This window comes from Hydrogenophaga sp. GW456-12-10-14-TSB4 (assembly GCF_059424305.1).
Genome location: NZ_JBWKZH010000037.1, coordinates 16,740 through 31,641 on the forward strand (window position 1 = coordinate 16,740; position 14,902 = coordinate 31,641).

Below are 14,902 nucleotides of genomic sequence, written 5' to 3' on the forward strand. Positions count from 1 at the left end.
TTCTCCCGCCAGCGGTGCCGGCGAGCCTCGACGAACCCACTCGCCTACTTGACGCGAGGCTTCGCCAACGGCCAGTAATGCCGTCCGCTATGGAGCTCGGTGGCGCAGGCGTAGATCGCGTCAATGGCGTGCCCCAGCGCTTTGACCTGCCGCCGCATCTCGGCCTTGAGCGAGCGGCGCATCGCGGTGATCTGTTCGGGTGGGGCGAAGGTTTCCACGGCGTCTTCCGGGCTCTCGGGCGCCACGGCGGTGTCCAGCGAGATGCTCGCCTCCAGCGTGGTGGAGAGCTGTGCGAGTTGCTCCATGCTTTGCTCGGCCAACGTGAGGACGTAAGGCGTGAGGGCGGCGATGCGCTCGGGCTTGAGCGGGCGACCCGTTCTCGAGTTGGATTTGGCTGCTGGCGTGGGCGCTCTCATGCTTCTCCTGGGCGGTGTGGATCGAGCTTCCAATGCCTTTCAAGTCATGCTGACCTGTGGCGCTTGATGAGTGAAGCACTGATCTAGGATGGCAAATTGCCGCGCTTTTATCTACGGAGTTTGCTTCTCATATGGCGTGCGAAAGACTGGCCGCGGTAAGTGGTATTCCCCCGCCTTGGTTGTGTGTTTGCGAAGGCTAAACTTCGGCTATCAGCCAGCAGCAGACATTGGAATCAGTCATGGGTACCCCTAACCGCCTTACTCGCCAGGCATGTGTCATTGCTTTGTCCGCCACCGCTTTGTTGGGATTTGGAGGAGCGATGGCTCAAACGCAGCAACGAATCCCACGCAGTCAGCTTGAGACGATGTTCTCGGAAATGCGTGCCAAGGCCCCTTGGAACGTTGACGGCCCGCTGCTATGGGGCTATTTCTTCTTCGATGGCTCCCAAGGCAAGCTGGAGTTGGCGGCTACAGAACTAGCAGCGAAGGGCTACCGAGTCGTCAGCATTGACCCTGTGCACATCGGCCTTTTCCGACTGCATGTCGAGCGAATTGAGGTCCATTCACCAGTATCGCTGGACGCTCGCAATCAAGAGTTGTATGCACTCGCAGACCGGCTGAAGATCGCTTCATACGATGGCATGGACGTTGGGCCGGCTGCGCCACTGTCTAGGAAGTAGCATCTGGATTGACGTCCGCTTCGGGCCCGGTCCAGTCTGAGCTAGCATGACGGCAATCGGCCAAATGCAGACGCTCGGTCTCGCGGGCCTTCTGGGGGAGCACCATGAGGGCTGTTCGTTGGTTCCATTTCGTGCCCGCGATTGCACTTGTATTGGGTGGCAGCGTCGCTCATGCTGAGGTGTACCGCTGGAAAGACAGCAACGGCCAGGTCCATTTTGGAGACCGGCCGGATCCCATTTCGCAGGGCGCGAAGAAGGTGGTTGTTCCCCGCCCCAATCTGGCAAAGAGCCTTGAGGTCGCTCCGAAGCCGGCTTCTGCCGGCACGACAAAGGCCAAATCGGATGGCGATACCGGCCCTTCAACAATCCTTCCGGAAGCGGCTGAAAGGCCCAAGCCTGAACCCACACCCAAACTAGGCATTGCCGCACAACGCAAAGACAGCTGCCAAGCGAAGTGGGCCGCCTACGAAGCCAGTGCGGCTTGCTTTGGCGCTTGCGGCAAAAGCAATGGTGGGGGAAGAACAAGAAACAATGCCGGCTGTGAGCATTGCGCCGAAGCGCCGAGGCCGAATTGTTGATGAGGGCAATGGGCCATAGGCAACAGTTCAGTAAGACCGAAGGGCAATACGCCAGCCCCTTTCGGCTCGCACAGCTATCCATAGATTCTCGTGCGTGCTCAGAACTTCACCCAACCCGTTCTTCCTCGTGTACGTCACGAGGAAATGCACCTTGTCGGCGCTTGCAAGCACAACTTCTTTCCTGACGTACTCGGTCTTGGCCCAACCCGACGCCATAAGGTTGTGGAAAAAATCGAGGGGATGCTGACCGGGCTCGGTCCATACGAGACACGCTGCACCCGAAAGCATGATGTGAGGGAAGGCAAGCTGTTCGTCCATTCGCTCCAAGTCGCAATCGTTGAACGCGTCGGTAAATCGATCGAGGCAATCCGATGCCTCAGAAACGCCGTATTCACCGGCAAGGGTGGCGGGCGGAGCGACAAATTTAGCGAAGTCGTGCATCTGGATAGAGTGGTGGGGGCGAACGTCAACGCCTGGCCGACGACCGCCATGCTGAGCACCTCAGCTATTTTTGGGCGAGATAGGTTTTCTGATTTGAGATCGTGACATCGTTGTTCCCGATGTCCGCTATCTGGCCGATAGGCGCCATGGTAGCTGAGACTGGCTCGGCCCCTTTTGGGTCTCAGCTACGATGGCGCCTATCGGCCAGAAGCGGCCAGTGACGGAGGGACCGTGAATCATCTCTTTCTCGTACACATCTCGGGCTGGCTATCTTCTATGCGCTGGTAGCCACAGTTGCCTGCGTGATGCACCTCAATGGTCCCAACGCAAGCTTGGCGGGAGTTGCGATTCTCCTTGCGCTGTTTGGCACTCCATTTGCACTGCACGCAATTGCGCTCAGTGGGGTTAGAAATGGTCGTTCTTGGGGCCGCCATCTCTCGCGGGTGCTCGGCGTTTTACTTCTGTTTGCGGTCCCCATCGGCACGATCCTCGGTGCCCTGATGTTGATGCGGACCGGCAAGACCGACTGGCAATCGAGTTGAGACGCCTATCGGCCAGATGCGGTCATGGTTTTAATTCATCTCATCGAACCGCGGACGCTCGATTTCATCGAGGACACCAAATTCTTTTCTTCTCTTCTTACCCCACCATGCGCCTGCTTCGCACCTTGCTGATCGCGGCCCTTTTCGCGACTTCCCTCGCGTCCCGCGCGGCCGACCTCTTTCCGGTGCGCAGCGTCGCCCTGGTTCCCGCTGCCGATCCCGTCGAGTACACGCTCACCAGCCGCACAGCCGCCGCCATCATCTTCCCGATCGCCTCTGCGGGTGTATGGGCAGATGCCCGCGACAAGACACGTGCTTTCACCGCCCTCACGAAGTCTCGCGAGCCCGCTTACGGTGCCTACCTGAGCACGCTGGTGGCCGACCGTCTGCGCGCGGCGGGCTACCAGGTTCGGCTGATCGAGCCTGAACACCGCGACCCGGCCGACCCGGATGGGGTGGACCTCGAAGCCCTGGTGTTCGATGAAGACATCGGCATGCAATTGCAGTTCGACACCATGGGCTTTTTCTCCGGCATGGGGACGCTGGGCTTCGCGCCCAAGGTCAACGTCGACGCGCATTCCTTTCTGCGCAGCGGTGCCGAAAACCCGTTCAGCACCACGATCTACTACGGGGTGGATGCCCGGCCCAACAAGGACTGGGCGATCATGGCCCCCGACACCGCGAACATCCCTTCGTTCGAGGTCCTGATGGGCGAGCCCGAGCGCGTCGACGCGGTCTACCGTGACGCCTTGAAGCTGCTGGCCGAACGCATCGCCGCCCAGTTCATGGCGTCCTCTCCGCTCAAGGCCGCTGCGGCGCCCCCGGCGACCGATCAACTGGCCCGCGACTGAACTTCCTTGCGCAGCCGCTCTTCCTGCTCGCGCAGTTCGGGTGTCAGGGCGTCGCCAAAATCCTCGGCCGAAAAGATTTGCCGGATCTCGATTTCGGAATCGGTGCGCATGGGATTGGGGCACTTCTTCACCCACTCGATCGCGTCCTGCAGCGAGCTGCAGTTCCAGATCCAGAAGCCGGCCACCAGTTCTTTGGTCTCCGAGAACGGCCCGTCGATCACCCACCGGTCTTTGCCCGAAAACGCGACCCGGGCGCCGCGAGCGCTGGGGTGGAGGCCTTCGCCGGCCTCCATCACGCCGGCCTTGACGAGCGCCTCGTTGAAGGCGCCCATCTCGGCGAACTCCTCTTGCGTGGGCATCACCCCGGCTTCGCTGTCTTTCGTCGCTTTCACCATCACCATGAATCGCATGTTGATCTCCTTGGGTTGATCCGGGCGGCCATCCGCCCGTGTCTTGGTACGACGATTCAGGCCGCGCCATTTCGACAGCCCGCGTGAATATGACCAGAGGCACTTTACGCCGCGAGCGCCGTGCTCGAAACTCACCGCCGCTGTACGTACTTTCAACCTAAAGAGAGCGCCCCATGTTGCCCGCCGCTGCGATCACCCGTCTGTCCCTGTATGGCCTGCTGGCGCTGGCGCCTTGGGCGGTTGGCGCGCAAGTGGCGTCGCAGGTGGGAGCGGCGCGGGCAGCGGCCCTGGCTGATCAGCCCGACGATGCGGCCGGCCTGCCACCGATGCCGATGGGCGCGGGGGGCATGACGCCGATGCCGCGCAACGTGAAGAAGCTGAGCGACGGCGAACTCAGCTGCGCGCAGATCTATGCGGAAACCCAGGCGCTGGAGAAAACCAGCCAGGAGCGGGGGGCCGAAGCCGAGCAGGCGCAGGCGGCCATGATGGCCAGCCAGAACGAAATGATGAAGCAGGCCAGCGGCATGGGCGGTGGCGGCGTGACCTCGTCGGTGGGCAGCAGCCTGCTCAGCCTGATTCCCGGCGGTGGTCAGATCCAGAGCTTTGCCATGCAGGCCGCCGCTGACGCCCGTCGCGCGAGCATGCAGGACAGCGTGGAGAAGATGATGCAGGTGCAGACCCGCCTGGTGAACGCGGAGCAGGCCCGCGAGCTGGCGCAGGCGCGCAGCGAGCACCTGACCGATCTGTTCCTCAAGAAGGGCTGCAAACTCTCCGAGGCGAAGGCGGCCAGCGCGGCGCCTTAACGGGCAGCGGTCTCGGGCCGCGTCAGGGCGCGCTCGATGAAGTTCCGCTTCACCCGTGTCCTGGGCACCGGCTCGTGCAGGTGACTGAACCAGGCCCGCACATCTTCATCCAGCCCGATGCCGTGCATGTAGTTGTAGATCGCCTTGCGCAGGCCGATGCCCAGCGCGTCGTGGTCCACGCCGGTGGGGTCGATGAAGCCGATGTCGTTCTTGGCAAAGGTCACCTCCGGCAGCGGCACCAGTTCGATGCCATAGGCCGCCGGGTCCAGCCCCACGGGCGAGTGCACGGTGCACGAGAACCGGTGGAAGAAGCCGCTCTGGATGCAGCCGTTCTCGAACAGCTGGCGCACGTATTCGAGCGAGTCCACGGTGTCCTGCACGGTCTGCGTGGGAAAGCCGTACATGAGGTACGCATGCACCAGGATGCCCGCGTCTGAAAACCCTTTGGTGACGCGCGCGACCTGTTCGACGGACACGCCTTTTTTCATGAGGGTGAGCAGCCGGTCGCTGGCCACTTCGAGCCCGCCGCTCATGGCGATGCAGCCGCTGTCGGCGAGCAGTTGGCACAGCTCGGGGCTGAAGGTTTTTTCGAAGCGGATGTTGCCCCACCACGAGACGGGCAGCTGCCGGCGCAGCAGTTCGTCGGCCAGGGCTTTCAGGGCCTTGGGTGGCGCGGCCTCGTCCACGAAGTGGAAGCCGGTCTGCCCGGTTTCGTTGACGATGGCTTCGATGCGGTCGGCCAGGGTGGCGGCGGACGCGGTTTCGTAGCGGCTGATGTAGTCGAGGCTCACGTCGCAGAAGCTGCACTTTTTCCAGTAGCAGCCATGGGCCACGGTGAGCTTGTTCCAGCGCCCGTCGCTCCACAGCCGGTGCATGGGGTTGAGCATGTCGAGCAGGCTCAGGTAGCGGTCGAGCGGCAGGCCGTCCCAGGTGGGGGTGCCGATGTCTTCAAACGGCACTTCGGGCTCGACGAAGTTGATGTACTTCACCGTGGCCGGGCCGGTTTCGTGGGGCTCGCGCACGAAGGTGCGCACCAGCCGCTGCCGGGAGCGCTTGCGGTCCAGGAACTCCAGCAGCGCAAGCAGCGGGCGTTCGCCGGCGTCGAGGGTCACGTAGTCGACGAAGTCGAACAGGCGGGGTTCGGCGAGCTCGCGCAGCTCGGTGTTGACGAAGCCGCCACCCAGGGCAATGGTGATGTGCGGGTTCTGGCCCTTGATGGTCTGCGCGATGCGCAGCGCGGCGTAGAGCGCGCCGGGGAAGGGCACGGAGAGCAGCACCACGTCGGGCTTGTGCTGGGCCAGGGTGGCGAGGGTGAGGGTGTGCAGCAGCTCGTCCACCAGGGTGAAGGGCGCGGCGAGCGCGGCGGCCATGGGCTCGAAGCTGGGCTGGCTGCTGGCGAGCGATTCGGCATAACGCACGAAGGCGAAGCGCTCGTCCACGGCGTCGCGCAGCACGTCGGCCAGGTCGTTGAGGTACAGGGTGGCGATGTGGCGGGCCTTGTCCTGCACGCCGAGCGCGCCGAAGGCCCAGGCCAGGGGGTCACCGCCTTCCTCGCTGAGGGCGGCGTCCACGTAGACCTCCAGCGCGCTGAAGCGCGGGCCTTCGGGCAGCAGTTCGCGCGCGGCGATGCGGTGGGCCAGGGTGGAGTCGCGCCCCTGCAGGAAGGCGATGACGGGGCCGATGGTGCCGCGGTACCGGGCGAACTGGTCCAGAAAGGCGTGCACGCTGCCGCTGCGCCGGGCTTCGGGCTGGGCCAGGGCGCGGCCTCGCACGGCTTCGAGGCCGGCGGGGGTGAAGAGCTTGAGCACCAGCGCCAGGGCGAGGTCGGCCTGCACGGCGTCGACGCCGCGCGAGCGCAGGAAGCCGGTGATGTAGGCGGTGGAGGGGTAGGGCGTGTTGAGCTGGGTCATCGGCGGGATGAGGCTCAGCACGCGCGGGGCGTGGGTGGTCATGGGTGTGGCGTGGGAGGCAGGGGTGATCTTACGGCGTGGTGGACGCCGGCGCTGCGTCGGCCTAGCATGTACGACCAACCTGGCAGGAGACGGACATGAACACGTGGAGAAAGTGGTGGGTGTGTGCGGGGGCTCTGGGGGTGATGGCGGCGGCCCAGGCGCAGGGTTTGCGGCCGGATGTGATGGCCGGCTTTGGCGGCCGGTACGCGGTGGACTGCGTGCGGCCCGATTCGCCCCGCGTGGTGGTGGAGGCGCGGCAGATGCGGATCGAGCAGGGTAACCAGCGCATCACGGTGGGCAACCTGGATTCGGCGTTCAGCTATTTCGGCAACAGCCCGCCGCCGGAATTTCGCGTGGCGCTGATGGGGCAGGTGCAGGGCCGGCACGAGGTGCTGGGGCTGGTGAATGCCGATGGCAAGGGGCAGTACCTGCAGCTGGACGGCGACCGCACGGTGATGGCGAACCTGGGCGCGCTGGGCAAGGCGCGTTTCCGGCATTGCAACGCGGCGGCGAACGAGCAGGCGGTGGCGGACCAGAAGGCCGCGAAGCAGGCTGAGGCGGCGGCCCGCGCACCGGTGGCGCCGGGCACGGCCCGGCACCCCTCGGAGCTGATCCGCGACCCGCGTTTCAAGCCGGCCTACCTCAAGGCCCTGGGGCCGCTGGCGCGCAACGGCTGGATGGCCGAGATGACCGGCCCGGCGCCGGATCTTTCGCGCCAGCGCATCGGCGGGGTGGACTACACGGTGGCGGCGTTCTGCAAGCCGCACGACTGTGCCGACAACAACGCGGTGCTGCTGTACGACGCGGCGCAGGGCCGCGTGTACGGCCTGGTGCACCAGAACCAGCAGCAGCGGAGCTTCGGCCAGCCGCCGGGGCCGCTGTTGATCGACCTGCACGCGATCTGGCGCCGCGAGTGGCGCCCGGGCGGCAAGTGAGCGGGGTGAGCCGCCGCGCTCAGTCGCCTGCGTAGTCGCTCAGCGGCACGCAGCTGCAGAACAGGTTGCGGTCTCCGTAGACGTTGTCCACGCGGCCCACGGGTGGCCAGTACTTGGCGTGGGCCCGGGTGGAGGCGCTGGCGGCGCCCACGTCGCGCGCATAGGGGTGCGGCCAGTCGGCCTTCATGAGGCTGGGGGCGGTGTGCGGCGCGTTCTTCAGCGGGTTGTCGTCCTGCGGCCAGACGCCGTTTTCCACCTGCCGGATCTCTTCGCGGATGGCGATCATGGCCTCGATGAAGCGGTCCAGCTCGTCCAGCGTTTCGCTTTCCGTGGGTTCCACCATGAGGGTGTTGGCCACGGGGAAGGAGAGCGTGGGAGCGTGGAAGCCGTAGTCCATCAGGCGCTTGGCCACGTCTTCGGCCATCACGCCGCTGGTGTCCTTGAGCGGGCGCAGGTCCAGGATGCACTCGTGCGCCACGTGGCCGTTGGCGCTGGCGTACAGCGTGGGGTAGTGCGGTGCGAGGCGCTTGCTGATGTAGTTGGCGGCGAGGATGGCGGCCTCGGTGGCGTGCTGCAGGCCTTCCGCGCCCATCATGCGGATGTACATCCAGCTGATGGGCAGCACGGCCGCGTTGCCCAGCGGCGCAGCGCTGATGGCGCCCACGCCGTTCACCGGCAGGCCGCCGGCGGCATGGCCGGGCAGGAAGGGCACGAGGTCTTCCACCACGCAGACCGGGCCCACACCCGGGCCGCCGCCGCCGTGCGGGATGCAGAAGGTCTTGTGCAGGTTGAGGTGGCTCACGTCGCCGCCGAACTCACCCGGCGCGGCCACGCCCACCAGGGCGTTCATGTTGGCGCCGTCCACGTAGACGCGCCCGCCGTGCTGGTGCACCAGCGCGCAGAGTTCCTTCACGGTGGTCTCGAACACGCCGTGGGTGCTGGGGTAGGTGATCATCACGGCGGCCAGGTTGGCGCTGTGCTGTTCGCACCTGGCCTTGAGGTCGGCCATGTCCACGTTGCCGTTGTCGTCGCACTTGGTGACGACGACCTGCATGCCCACCATCTGCGCGCTGGCAGGGTTGGTGCCGTGCGCGCTGCTGGGGATGAGGCAGATGTTGCGGTGGCTTTCACCGCGCGAGGCGTGGTAGGCCTGGATCACCAGCAGGCCGGCGTACTCGCCCTGCGAGCCGGCGTTGGGCTGCAGGCTGATGCCGGCGTAGCCGGTGGCCTGGCAGAGCCAGTCGCGCAGTTGTTCGTCGAGCAGCTGGTAGCCTTGCAGCTGGTCGGCCGGGGCGAAGGGGTGCACGTTCGCGAACTCCGGCCAGGTGATGGGGATCATCTCGCTGGTGGCGTTGAGCTTCATGGTGCAGGAGCCCAGCGGGATCATGCTGCGGTCGAGCGCGAGGTCCTTGTCGGACAGCGCGCGGATGTAGCGCAGCATGCCGGTTTCGCTGTGGTGGGTGTTGAACACCGGGTGCGTGAGGAAGTCGCTGGTGCGGCGCAGCTCGGCGGGGATGAGCGGCTCAACGCCTTTCTCGAAGGTGTCGAAGACGGGCAGGGCCTGGCCGTCCTTGGCGAAGATCTTCCAGAGCAGGGCGATGTCGTCGCGGGTGGTGGTTTCGTCGAGCGAGACGATGAGGTACTCGCCCCAGGCCTTGCGCAGGTTGACGCCCTGGGCCACGGCGCGGGCCAGGAGGGCGTCGGTCTGGTCTTTGGTGTGCAGGGCGAGGGTGTCGAACACGCCTTGCTCGCCGTGGTGGGTGTCGCGGTGGCCGAGCTGCTCCAGGCCGCTGGCGAGGATGGCGGTGTAGGCGGCCACGCGGTTGGCGATGCGCTTGAGGCCCTGGGGGCCGTGGTACACGGCGTACATGCTGGCGACCACGGCGGGCAGCACCTGCGCGGTGCAGATGTTGCTGGTGGCTTTTTCGCGGCGGATGTGCTGCTCGCGCGTCTGCAGCGCGAGGCGGTAGGCGGGCTGGCCGTGCACGTCCACGCTCACGCCGACCAGGCGGCCCGGCAGCGAGCGCTTGAACTCGTCGCGACAGGCCATGTAGCCGGCGTGCGGGCCGCCCGCACCCATGGGCATGCCGAAGCGCTGGGTGGTGCCGACGACGATGTCCGCGCCCATCTCGCCGGGCGGCTTGAGCAGGGTGAGGGCGAGCAGGTCGGCGGCGACGATGAAGGCGGCCTGCTTGCCGTGCACGGTGGCGGCGTCTTTCGTCCAGTCGTGCAGCCAGCCGCTGGAGGCGGGGTACTGGGTGAAGGCGGCGAAGTAGTCGTCTGCCGCGAGCAGGGCGGCCCATTCCTCGCCGGACTGGGCGATCTTCACCGTGAGGCCCAGGGGCTTGGCGCGGGTCTGCACCACTTCGATGATCTGCGGGTGCACGTCGCCCGACACCACGAAGGTGTTGCCCTTGCTTTTCACCGAGCGCTTGGCCAGGGTCATTGCCTCGGCGGCGGCGGTGGCTTCGTCGAGCATGGAGGCGTTGGCGATGGCCATGCCGGTGAGGTCGCTCACCATGGTCTGGAAGTTGACCAGGGCTTCCATGCGGCCTTGCGAGATTTCGGCCTGGTAGGGCGTGTAGGCGGTGTACCAGGCGGGGTTTTCCAGCACGTTGCGCAGGATCACGCCGGGCGTGAGCGTGCCGTGGTAGCCCTGGCCGATGAAGCTCTTGAAGACCTTGTTCTTCTGCGCCAGCGCCTTGAGTTCGGCCAGTGCCGCGGCCTCGGTGACGGCCGGCGGCAGCTGCATGCCTTGGCTGCGCGCGATGCTGCGGGGCACGATGCCGTCGATCAGCGCGCGGCGCGAGGCCTCGCCGATGACCGAGAGCATGAGGGCCTCGTCGGCCTCGCCGATGCCGATGTGGCGTGCCACGAATTCAGACGGGTTTTCGAGTTCACCGAGGGGTTTGACAGACGGCATCAGCATGGGAGGCTCCGGCGCGGGAAGAGAAAGGGTCAGTTGGCCGCGAAGGCGTTGTAGGCGGTTTCGTCGAGCAGGGCATCGACCTGGGCCGGGTCGGACAGCTTGACCTTGAAGAACCAGCCGGCCTTGAGCGGGTCGCTGTTGGCCAGCGAGGGGTCGGCGCGCAGGGCTTCGTTGACTTCGGTGATCTCGCCGCTGATGGGCATGTACACGTCGGCGGCCGCTTTCACGGACTCGACCACGCCGGCCACTTCCTTCTGCGCGAAGGTCTTGCCGACTTCGGGCAGGTCGACGAACACCACGTCGCCCAGCGCGTCCTGCGCGTGCACGGTGATGCCGACGGTGGCGATGCCGCCGTCAACGGTGATCCATTCGTGGTCTTCGGTGTACTTGGTGGTCATGGAAAAGCTCCTGAAAAAGAGGGAAACAAAAAGGGGTCAACCGCGGAAGTATCGGTTGGGCACGAAGGGCATGGCGCTGACCTGCATGGGCACGGGCTTGCCGCGCACCATGGCCACCACGTTGGTGCCGATGGCGGCGTGTTCGGGGGTGACGTAGCCGATGGCGACGGGCTTGTTGGCGCTGGGGCCGATGAGGCCGCTGGAGGTCTTGCCGATCACCTCGCCGCTGGTGTTCTGCAGTTCGACGTTTTCGCGCACGGGCACCCATTCCTGGGCGATCAGGCCCACGCGCTTGCGCGCCAGGGGCTCGCTGCCGTCGAGTTGCGCGAGCACACGGGCCGCGCCGGGGAAACCACCCGCGCGTTCGCCGCCGGTGCGGCGCACCTTCTGCATGGCCCAGTTGAGCCCGGCTTCCACCGGGGTGGTGGTGGTGTCGATGTCGTTGCCGTAGAGGCACAGGCCGGCTTCGAGGCGCAGGGAGTTGCGCGCGCCCAGGCCGATGGGCATGACCTCGGGCTGGGCCAGCAGGGTGCGCACAAACTGGTCGGCGCGGTCGCCGGGCAGGGAGATCTCGAAGCCGTCTTCGCCGGTGTAGCCGCTGCGGGTGATGAAGAGGTCGGCGCCGTGCCACTGGAAGGGCGAGCCGGTCATGAAGACGAGCTTTTCGACGCCGGGCACGAGGCGCTGCAGCACGTCCACCGCCAGCGGGCCCTGCAGGGCGAGCAGGGCGCGGTCGGGCAGGGGGATGACTTCGCAGCGCGAGCCGATGCGCGCCTGGATGTGCGCAATGTCGCCGGCCTTGCAGGCGCCGTTGACGATGACGAAGAGGTCGTGCCCCCGGTTGACGAACATCAGGTCGTCGATGATGCCGCCCTCGTCGTTGAGCAGCAGGCCGTAGCGCTGCTTGCCCACGCCCAGGCCGATCACGTCCACCGGCATGAGGGTCTCGAAGGCGGCCGGGGCGTCGGGCCCGACCAGGCGCAGCTGGCCCATGTGCGAGACGTCGAACAGGCCGGCGGCCTTGCGGGTGTGGTGGTGCTCGGCCATGAGGCCGGTGGGGTACTGCACCGGCATGTCGTAGCCGGCGAAGGGCACCATGCGGGCGCCGAGTTCGAGGTGGAGCTTGTGCAGCGGGGTCTGGAGGAGCGGGGCGGCGGCAGCTGGCACGGCAAAGGCTTTCAGGCAAGGGGGCAGGCCCCGACGGGGGCGAAACACGGTTCATCCGTGCGCTGCCCCACTGTCCGCTTTACCTGAGAGATTCACGCGGGCGATGCCGCGCTTGCTCCTTCGGTGGGCCGCTTCGAGGAACGGCCTCTCTCCAGGGGGGTACACCGGCCTTTCGGCCCGTGTTTGCCAGTCCTTTTGCCTGAGCGTTCAGGGCACCCGGTGTGCGGTGCCGCCTGCGCCTTCGGCGAGCCTTTCCGGTGACCGGATCGGCTTCTCTCCTGACCGCGCGAGTGTATCGCACGGCGGCGGGCGGGCCGGCGTTTCAGGGCGTTTCCAGGGCCGATTCGGGCAGCAGGCGGGCCAGCCGCTGGCCGATGCCGTCGGCGCGTTCGCTGCCGGCCAGGCGCTCCACGTCGGCCATCATGGCGCGGCTGACGACCAGCATCTCCCGCACGTCACGCGCCTCGCGCAGGGCGTCGCGGTAGCGCTGGGCCATGGCCTTGTCGCGCGGGGCGAACATGCGCTCGCTCAGGTCGAACAGGAACATGCGCGCGCTGGCGACCGAGCGCGGGCCGGAGAAGGCATCGGCCGAGACCGCCGGCGCGGCGGCGGGGGGCGGTGCGGGCGGCTCGTCCACCAGGTAGCCGCGCGCGACCAGGTCGGCCGCGAGCGCGGGCCCCTGGCCCTCGAACAGGGCGAACAGCTCGGCATCGGGTTTGCGGCCGTCGGCCAGCAGCAGCAGGGCGCGCTCGCGCTGGGCGAGCTGGCGTTGTCCCGGCCGCAGCTCGGCCCGGCCCTTCTGGGTCTTGTTCAGCATGGGTCCAGCGTGTGTGAAGGAGCCCGCACTGTGGCGACGCGATGTGACGTCCCGGTGAAATGCCGGGCATGAGAGGCCGCGCGGTGGCGGCTGGCGGCTGAACGGGCCCGGTGTCCGGACCTATTCCTCGCTGTCGTCCTCGATGTCCGGGTTCCAGGCGGAAATGACGAACCTCAATTGCCCTTTGGCCCCCGGGTGCGATGGCTTGACCGCGCCCTGGTTGTCCACCGTGTGGGCATCAAAGGGAATCCGGACCTCCACGCGCCCGTCTCCCAGTGGTGCGATGGGCAGCTCCGTGGCGGCATTGACGATGCCCGTGCCTTGCCAGGCGTACTTGACGGTCCAGTTGGGCTGCGTCTTGGTGGGGCTGGTCATTTCCAGGATAAGGGCGTCCCGGAACAGGTAGCCTCCCTCGTAGTGTTCGTTCACCCACAGGCGCCGTTCGATTTCGTAGTCGGGCACGCGGATACCGAATTCCATGCCATAGGCGAGCGAGCGCCGCTTGGGGTTGACCCGGGCGCGATTGGCCAGAAACACGCTGGAGAGGTAGTGCTGGCGCTCCTTCTTCCACTCGGAATGCGGCACGCAGGCCACGGAATCTTCCTCCGCCGTCCGCCGCGTGAGGTACCAGAACTTGCCGCGCGGAGAGGCGCGCATTTCCATCTGGTACAGCGCGTCGACCCTCTGACCGGCGTCTTCCTGCGTCTGCACGCCCTTGGGGAGGCGCATCTCCTCCAGATCGACCCAGATGTCGACACGCACGTCGCCAAAGAGGAAACGCGCGAGGTTCTGAAAGGCCTCTTCGCTGTTCACGATGCCGAACATGCCGGAGTGGGAGCGGTACGCAAAGGCCTTGGCGCAAGGCTCACCGACGCTGCCATCGCCGTTGAGCCCGTGCAGGGTGGCGTTGGCGATCCGGACCAGTCCGTCGCTCCCGTTGCCCACGAAGGTGCGTGCGAGGCCAGCGGCGGTGTCGTAGTCCGATCGGTTGGTACCTACCATGCAGAAGATCTTGCGCGAAGGGAAGGTCGACTCCGGCACCAAGTCCACCCGTTTGTGCTTCTTGTAGGCGGCTTTGAGATCCAGGTAGCTGCTCATCCGCTCAGAGCGGTTGAAGTTGCTGATGTCGAGCGCGCTCAGCCAGGAAGGAACGTTCTGCCCCATCACGTCGATCCCGTTGTGCGGCGAGGCGTAGGTGAACAGCTTGTCGATGTGCTTGCGCGTGCTGCGGGTGTCCAGTTGGGGGTTTTGCAGGAATGCCCTGCACACCAGGCCTCCCATGGAATGGGCGACCAGGTAGCAGCGGAAGCGCGCTTCGGTCATCTGGTTGGCGGGGTTCACGCAGACCAGGTACCGGACCCTCTCCACCAGTTCACTGAGCCTCGTCGCGAACGTTTCGATGCCCGGCGTGACGCCATCGCCCAGCAACTCGGAGGCCGAGTCGTAGTAGCGGTAGATGACGATGGATCGCCCATTCAGCTTGTTGCCCGTGGGTTCGCCCTGTGCTGTGGTTTCCCACTCGGGGTCGACGATGTCGTAGCCGTCTTCGTAGACATCGCTGTAGCCGAAGTCCGACGCCAGCCGCACGATCGGAGATTCAAAGACGTGCTTGCGGGGTTTTGCCTTGATGTCCGGCACGGCGCGGAAAACCGTTGATCCGAGGTTGAAGCCGCAGAACGGGTCCGCTGTGGTCTGTTCGATTTCTCCCCGTGTCATCGCGTAACCGCGCACATAGATGATGGGGAAATAGGGGGCCTTGATGACTGACATGTTCTGTCCTCATGGATCGGCGGGCTTGGCGGCGGGGCAAGCGATGACACACAGGTGGGTCAGACGGGCAGTGTGTGACAAAGCCCTGGCCATATCCATTCCACAAATGGGAGTAGACAACGTCAGTCCACCATGCTATCCAAGCGCATCCGCTCGGTTGGCAATGGCGGTACCGATTGGGCTTCTGCTCTTGGCGAGCGTTTGGCGTGAACA

Annotated in this window: 14 protein-coding genes and 2 riboswitches; of the genes, 5 read left to right on the forward strand and 9 right to left on the reverse strand. The window is 65.9% G+C overall.

The window, feature by feature from the left end:
* Window positions 1-44 precede the first annotated feature (44 nt).
* On the reverse strand, window positions 45-416 hold the full coding sequence (locus AC07ZS_RS17985; protein ID WP_494799893.1) for a hypothetical protein: 372 nt from the start codon (window positions 414-416) through the stop codon (window positions 45-47).
* 239 nt (window positions 417-655) lie between these two features.
* On the opposite strand from AC07ZS_RS17985, the gene AC07ZS_RS17990 reads away from it, so the two are divergent.
* Window positions 656-1,096, forward strand: a complete 441-nt coding sequence (locus AC07ZS_RS17990) for a ribonuclease E inhibitor RraB (RefSeq protein WP_494799894.1) — start codon at window positions 656-658, stop codon at window positions 1,094-1,096.
* A gap of 104 nt (window positions 1,097-1,200) precedes the next feature.
* Window positions 1,201-1,674, forward strand: coding sequence for a DUF4124 domain-containing protein (locus AC07ZS_RS17995; protein ID WP_494799895.1), 474 nt, complete (start codon window positions 1,201-1,203; stop codon window positions 1,672-1,674).
* Window positions 1,675-1,701: 27 nt separating this feature from the next.
* Here AC07ZS_RS17995 and AC07ZS_RS18000 read toward each other — a convergent pair whose 3' ends face one another.
* Entirely contained in the window at window positions 1,702-2,115 is a 414-nt protein-coding gene (locus AC07ZS_RS18000) for a DUF6841 family protein (RefSeq protein ID WP_494799896.1), read from the reverse strand.
* A 649-nt stretch (window positions 2,116-2,764) separates the two neighbouring features.
* On the opposite strand from AC07ZS_RS18000, the gene AC07ZS_RS18005 reads away from it, so the two are divergent.
* Window positions 2,765-3,508: a hypothetical protein gene (locus AC07ZS_RS18005; protein ID WP_494799897.1), complete on the forward strand. Its 744-nt coding sequence runs from the start codon at window positions 2,765-2,767 to the stop codon at window positions 3,506-3,508.
* Here the strand turns inward: AC07ZS_RS18005 and AC07ZS_RS18010 are convergent.
* A complete protein-coding gene (locus AC07ZS_RS18010) occupies window positions 3,490-3,918 on the reverse strand; it encodes a YciI family protein (RefSeq protein ID WP_494799898.1) in 429 nt (142 codons plus the stop codon). The genes AC07ZS_RS18005 and AC07ZS_RS18010 overlap by 19 nt on opposite strands.
* Window positions 3,919-4,091: 173 nt before the next feature.
* Between AC07ZS_RS18010 and AC07ZS_RS18015 the strand changes: the two genes are divergently transcribed.
* Complete coding sequence (locus AC07ZS_RS18015) at window positions 4,092-4,721, forward strand: hypothetical protein (RefSeq protein ID WP_494799899.1); 630 nt, start codon at window positions 4,092-4,094, stop codon at window positions 4,719-4,721.
* Here the strand turns inward: AC07ZS_RS18015 and AC07ZS_RS18020 are convergent.
* The gene (locus AC07ZS_RS18020; protein WP_494799900.1) at window positions 4,718-6,673 is read right to left on the reverse strand and encodes a B12-binding domain-containing radical SAM protein; all 1,956 of its coding nucleotides are present in this window, start codon (window positions 6,671-6,673) and stop codon (window positions 4,718-4,720) included. The two genes, AC07ZS_RS18015 and AC07ZS_RS18020, sit on opposite strands and share 4 nt — an antisense overlap.
* Window positions 6,674-6,768: 95 nt before the next feature.
* Between AC07ZS_RS18020 and AC07ZS_RS18025 the strand changes: the two genes are divergently transcribed.
* Window positions 6,769-7,608: an Ivy family c-type lysozyme inhibitor gene (locus AC07ZS_RS18025; protein WP_494799901.1), complete on the forward strand. Its 840-nt coding sequence runs from the start codon at window positions 6,769-6,771 to the stop codon at window positions 7,606-7,608.
* A 19-nt stretch (window positions 7,609-7,627) separates the two neighbouring features.
* Here AC07ZS_RS18025 and gcvP read toward each other — a convergent pair whose 3' ends face one another.
* The 5 genes from gcvP to AC07ZS_RS18050 form a co-directional block, all read right to left on the reverse strand.
* Window positions 7,628-10,537, reverse strand: coding sequence for an aminomethyl-transferring glycine dehydrogenase (gene gcvP, locus AC07ZS_RS18030; protein WP_494799902.1), 2,910 nt, complete (start codon window positions 10,535-10,537; stop codon window positions 7,628-7,630).
* A 29-nt stretch (window positions 10,538-10,566) separates the two neighbouring features.
* Entirely contained in the window at window positions 10,567-10,935 is a 369-nt protein-coding gene (gene gcvH, locus AC07ZS_RS18035; RefSeq protein ID WP_494799903.1) for a glycine cleavage system protein GcvH, read from the reverse strand.
* A 36-nt stretch (window positions 10,936-10,971) separates the two neighbouring features.
* Window positions 10,972-12,102, reverse strand: a complete 1,131-nt coding sequence (gene gcvT, locus AC07ZS_RS18040; protein WP_494799904.1) for a glycine cleavage system aminomethyltransferase GcvT — start codon at window positions 12,100-12,102, stop codon at window positions 10,972-10,974.
* A gap of 60 nt (window positions 12,103-12,162) precedes the next feature.
* A riboswitch (glycine riboswitch) is annotated at window positions 12,163-12,267 on the reverse strand.
* A 12-nt stretch (window positions 12,268-12,279) separates the two neighbouring features.
* Window positions 12,280-12,393: riboswitch (glycine riboswitch) on the reverse strand.
* 31 nt (window positions 12,394-12,424) lie between these two features.
* Window positions 12,425-12,919 (reverse strand): hypothetical protein, encoded by a 495-nt coding sequence (locus AC07ZS_RS18045; protein WP_494799905.1) that lies wholly within the window; start codon window positions 12,917-12,919, stop codon window positions 12,425-12,427.
* 120 nt (window positions 12,920-13,039) lie between these two features.
* Window positions 13,040-14,689 (reverse strand): esterase/lipase family protein, encoded by a 1,650-nt coding sequence (locus AC07ZS_RS18050; protein WP_494799906.1) that lies wholly within the window; start codon window positions 14,687-14,689, stop codon window positions 13,040-13,042.
* Window positions 14,690-14,902: the final 213 nt, after the last annotated feature.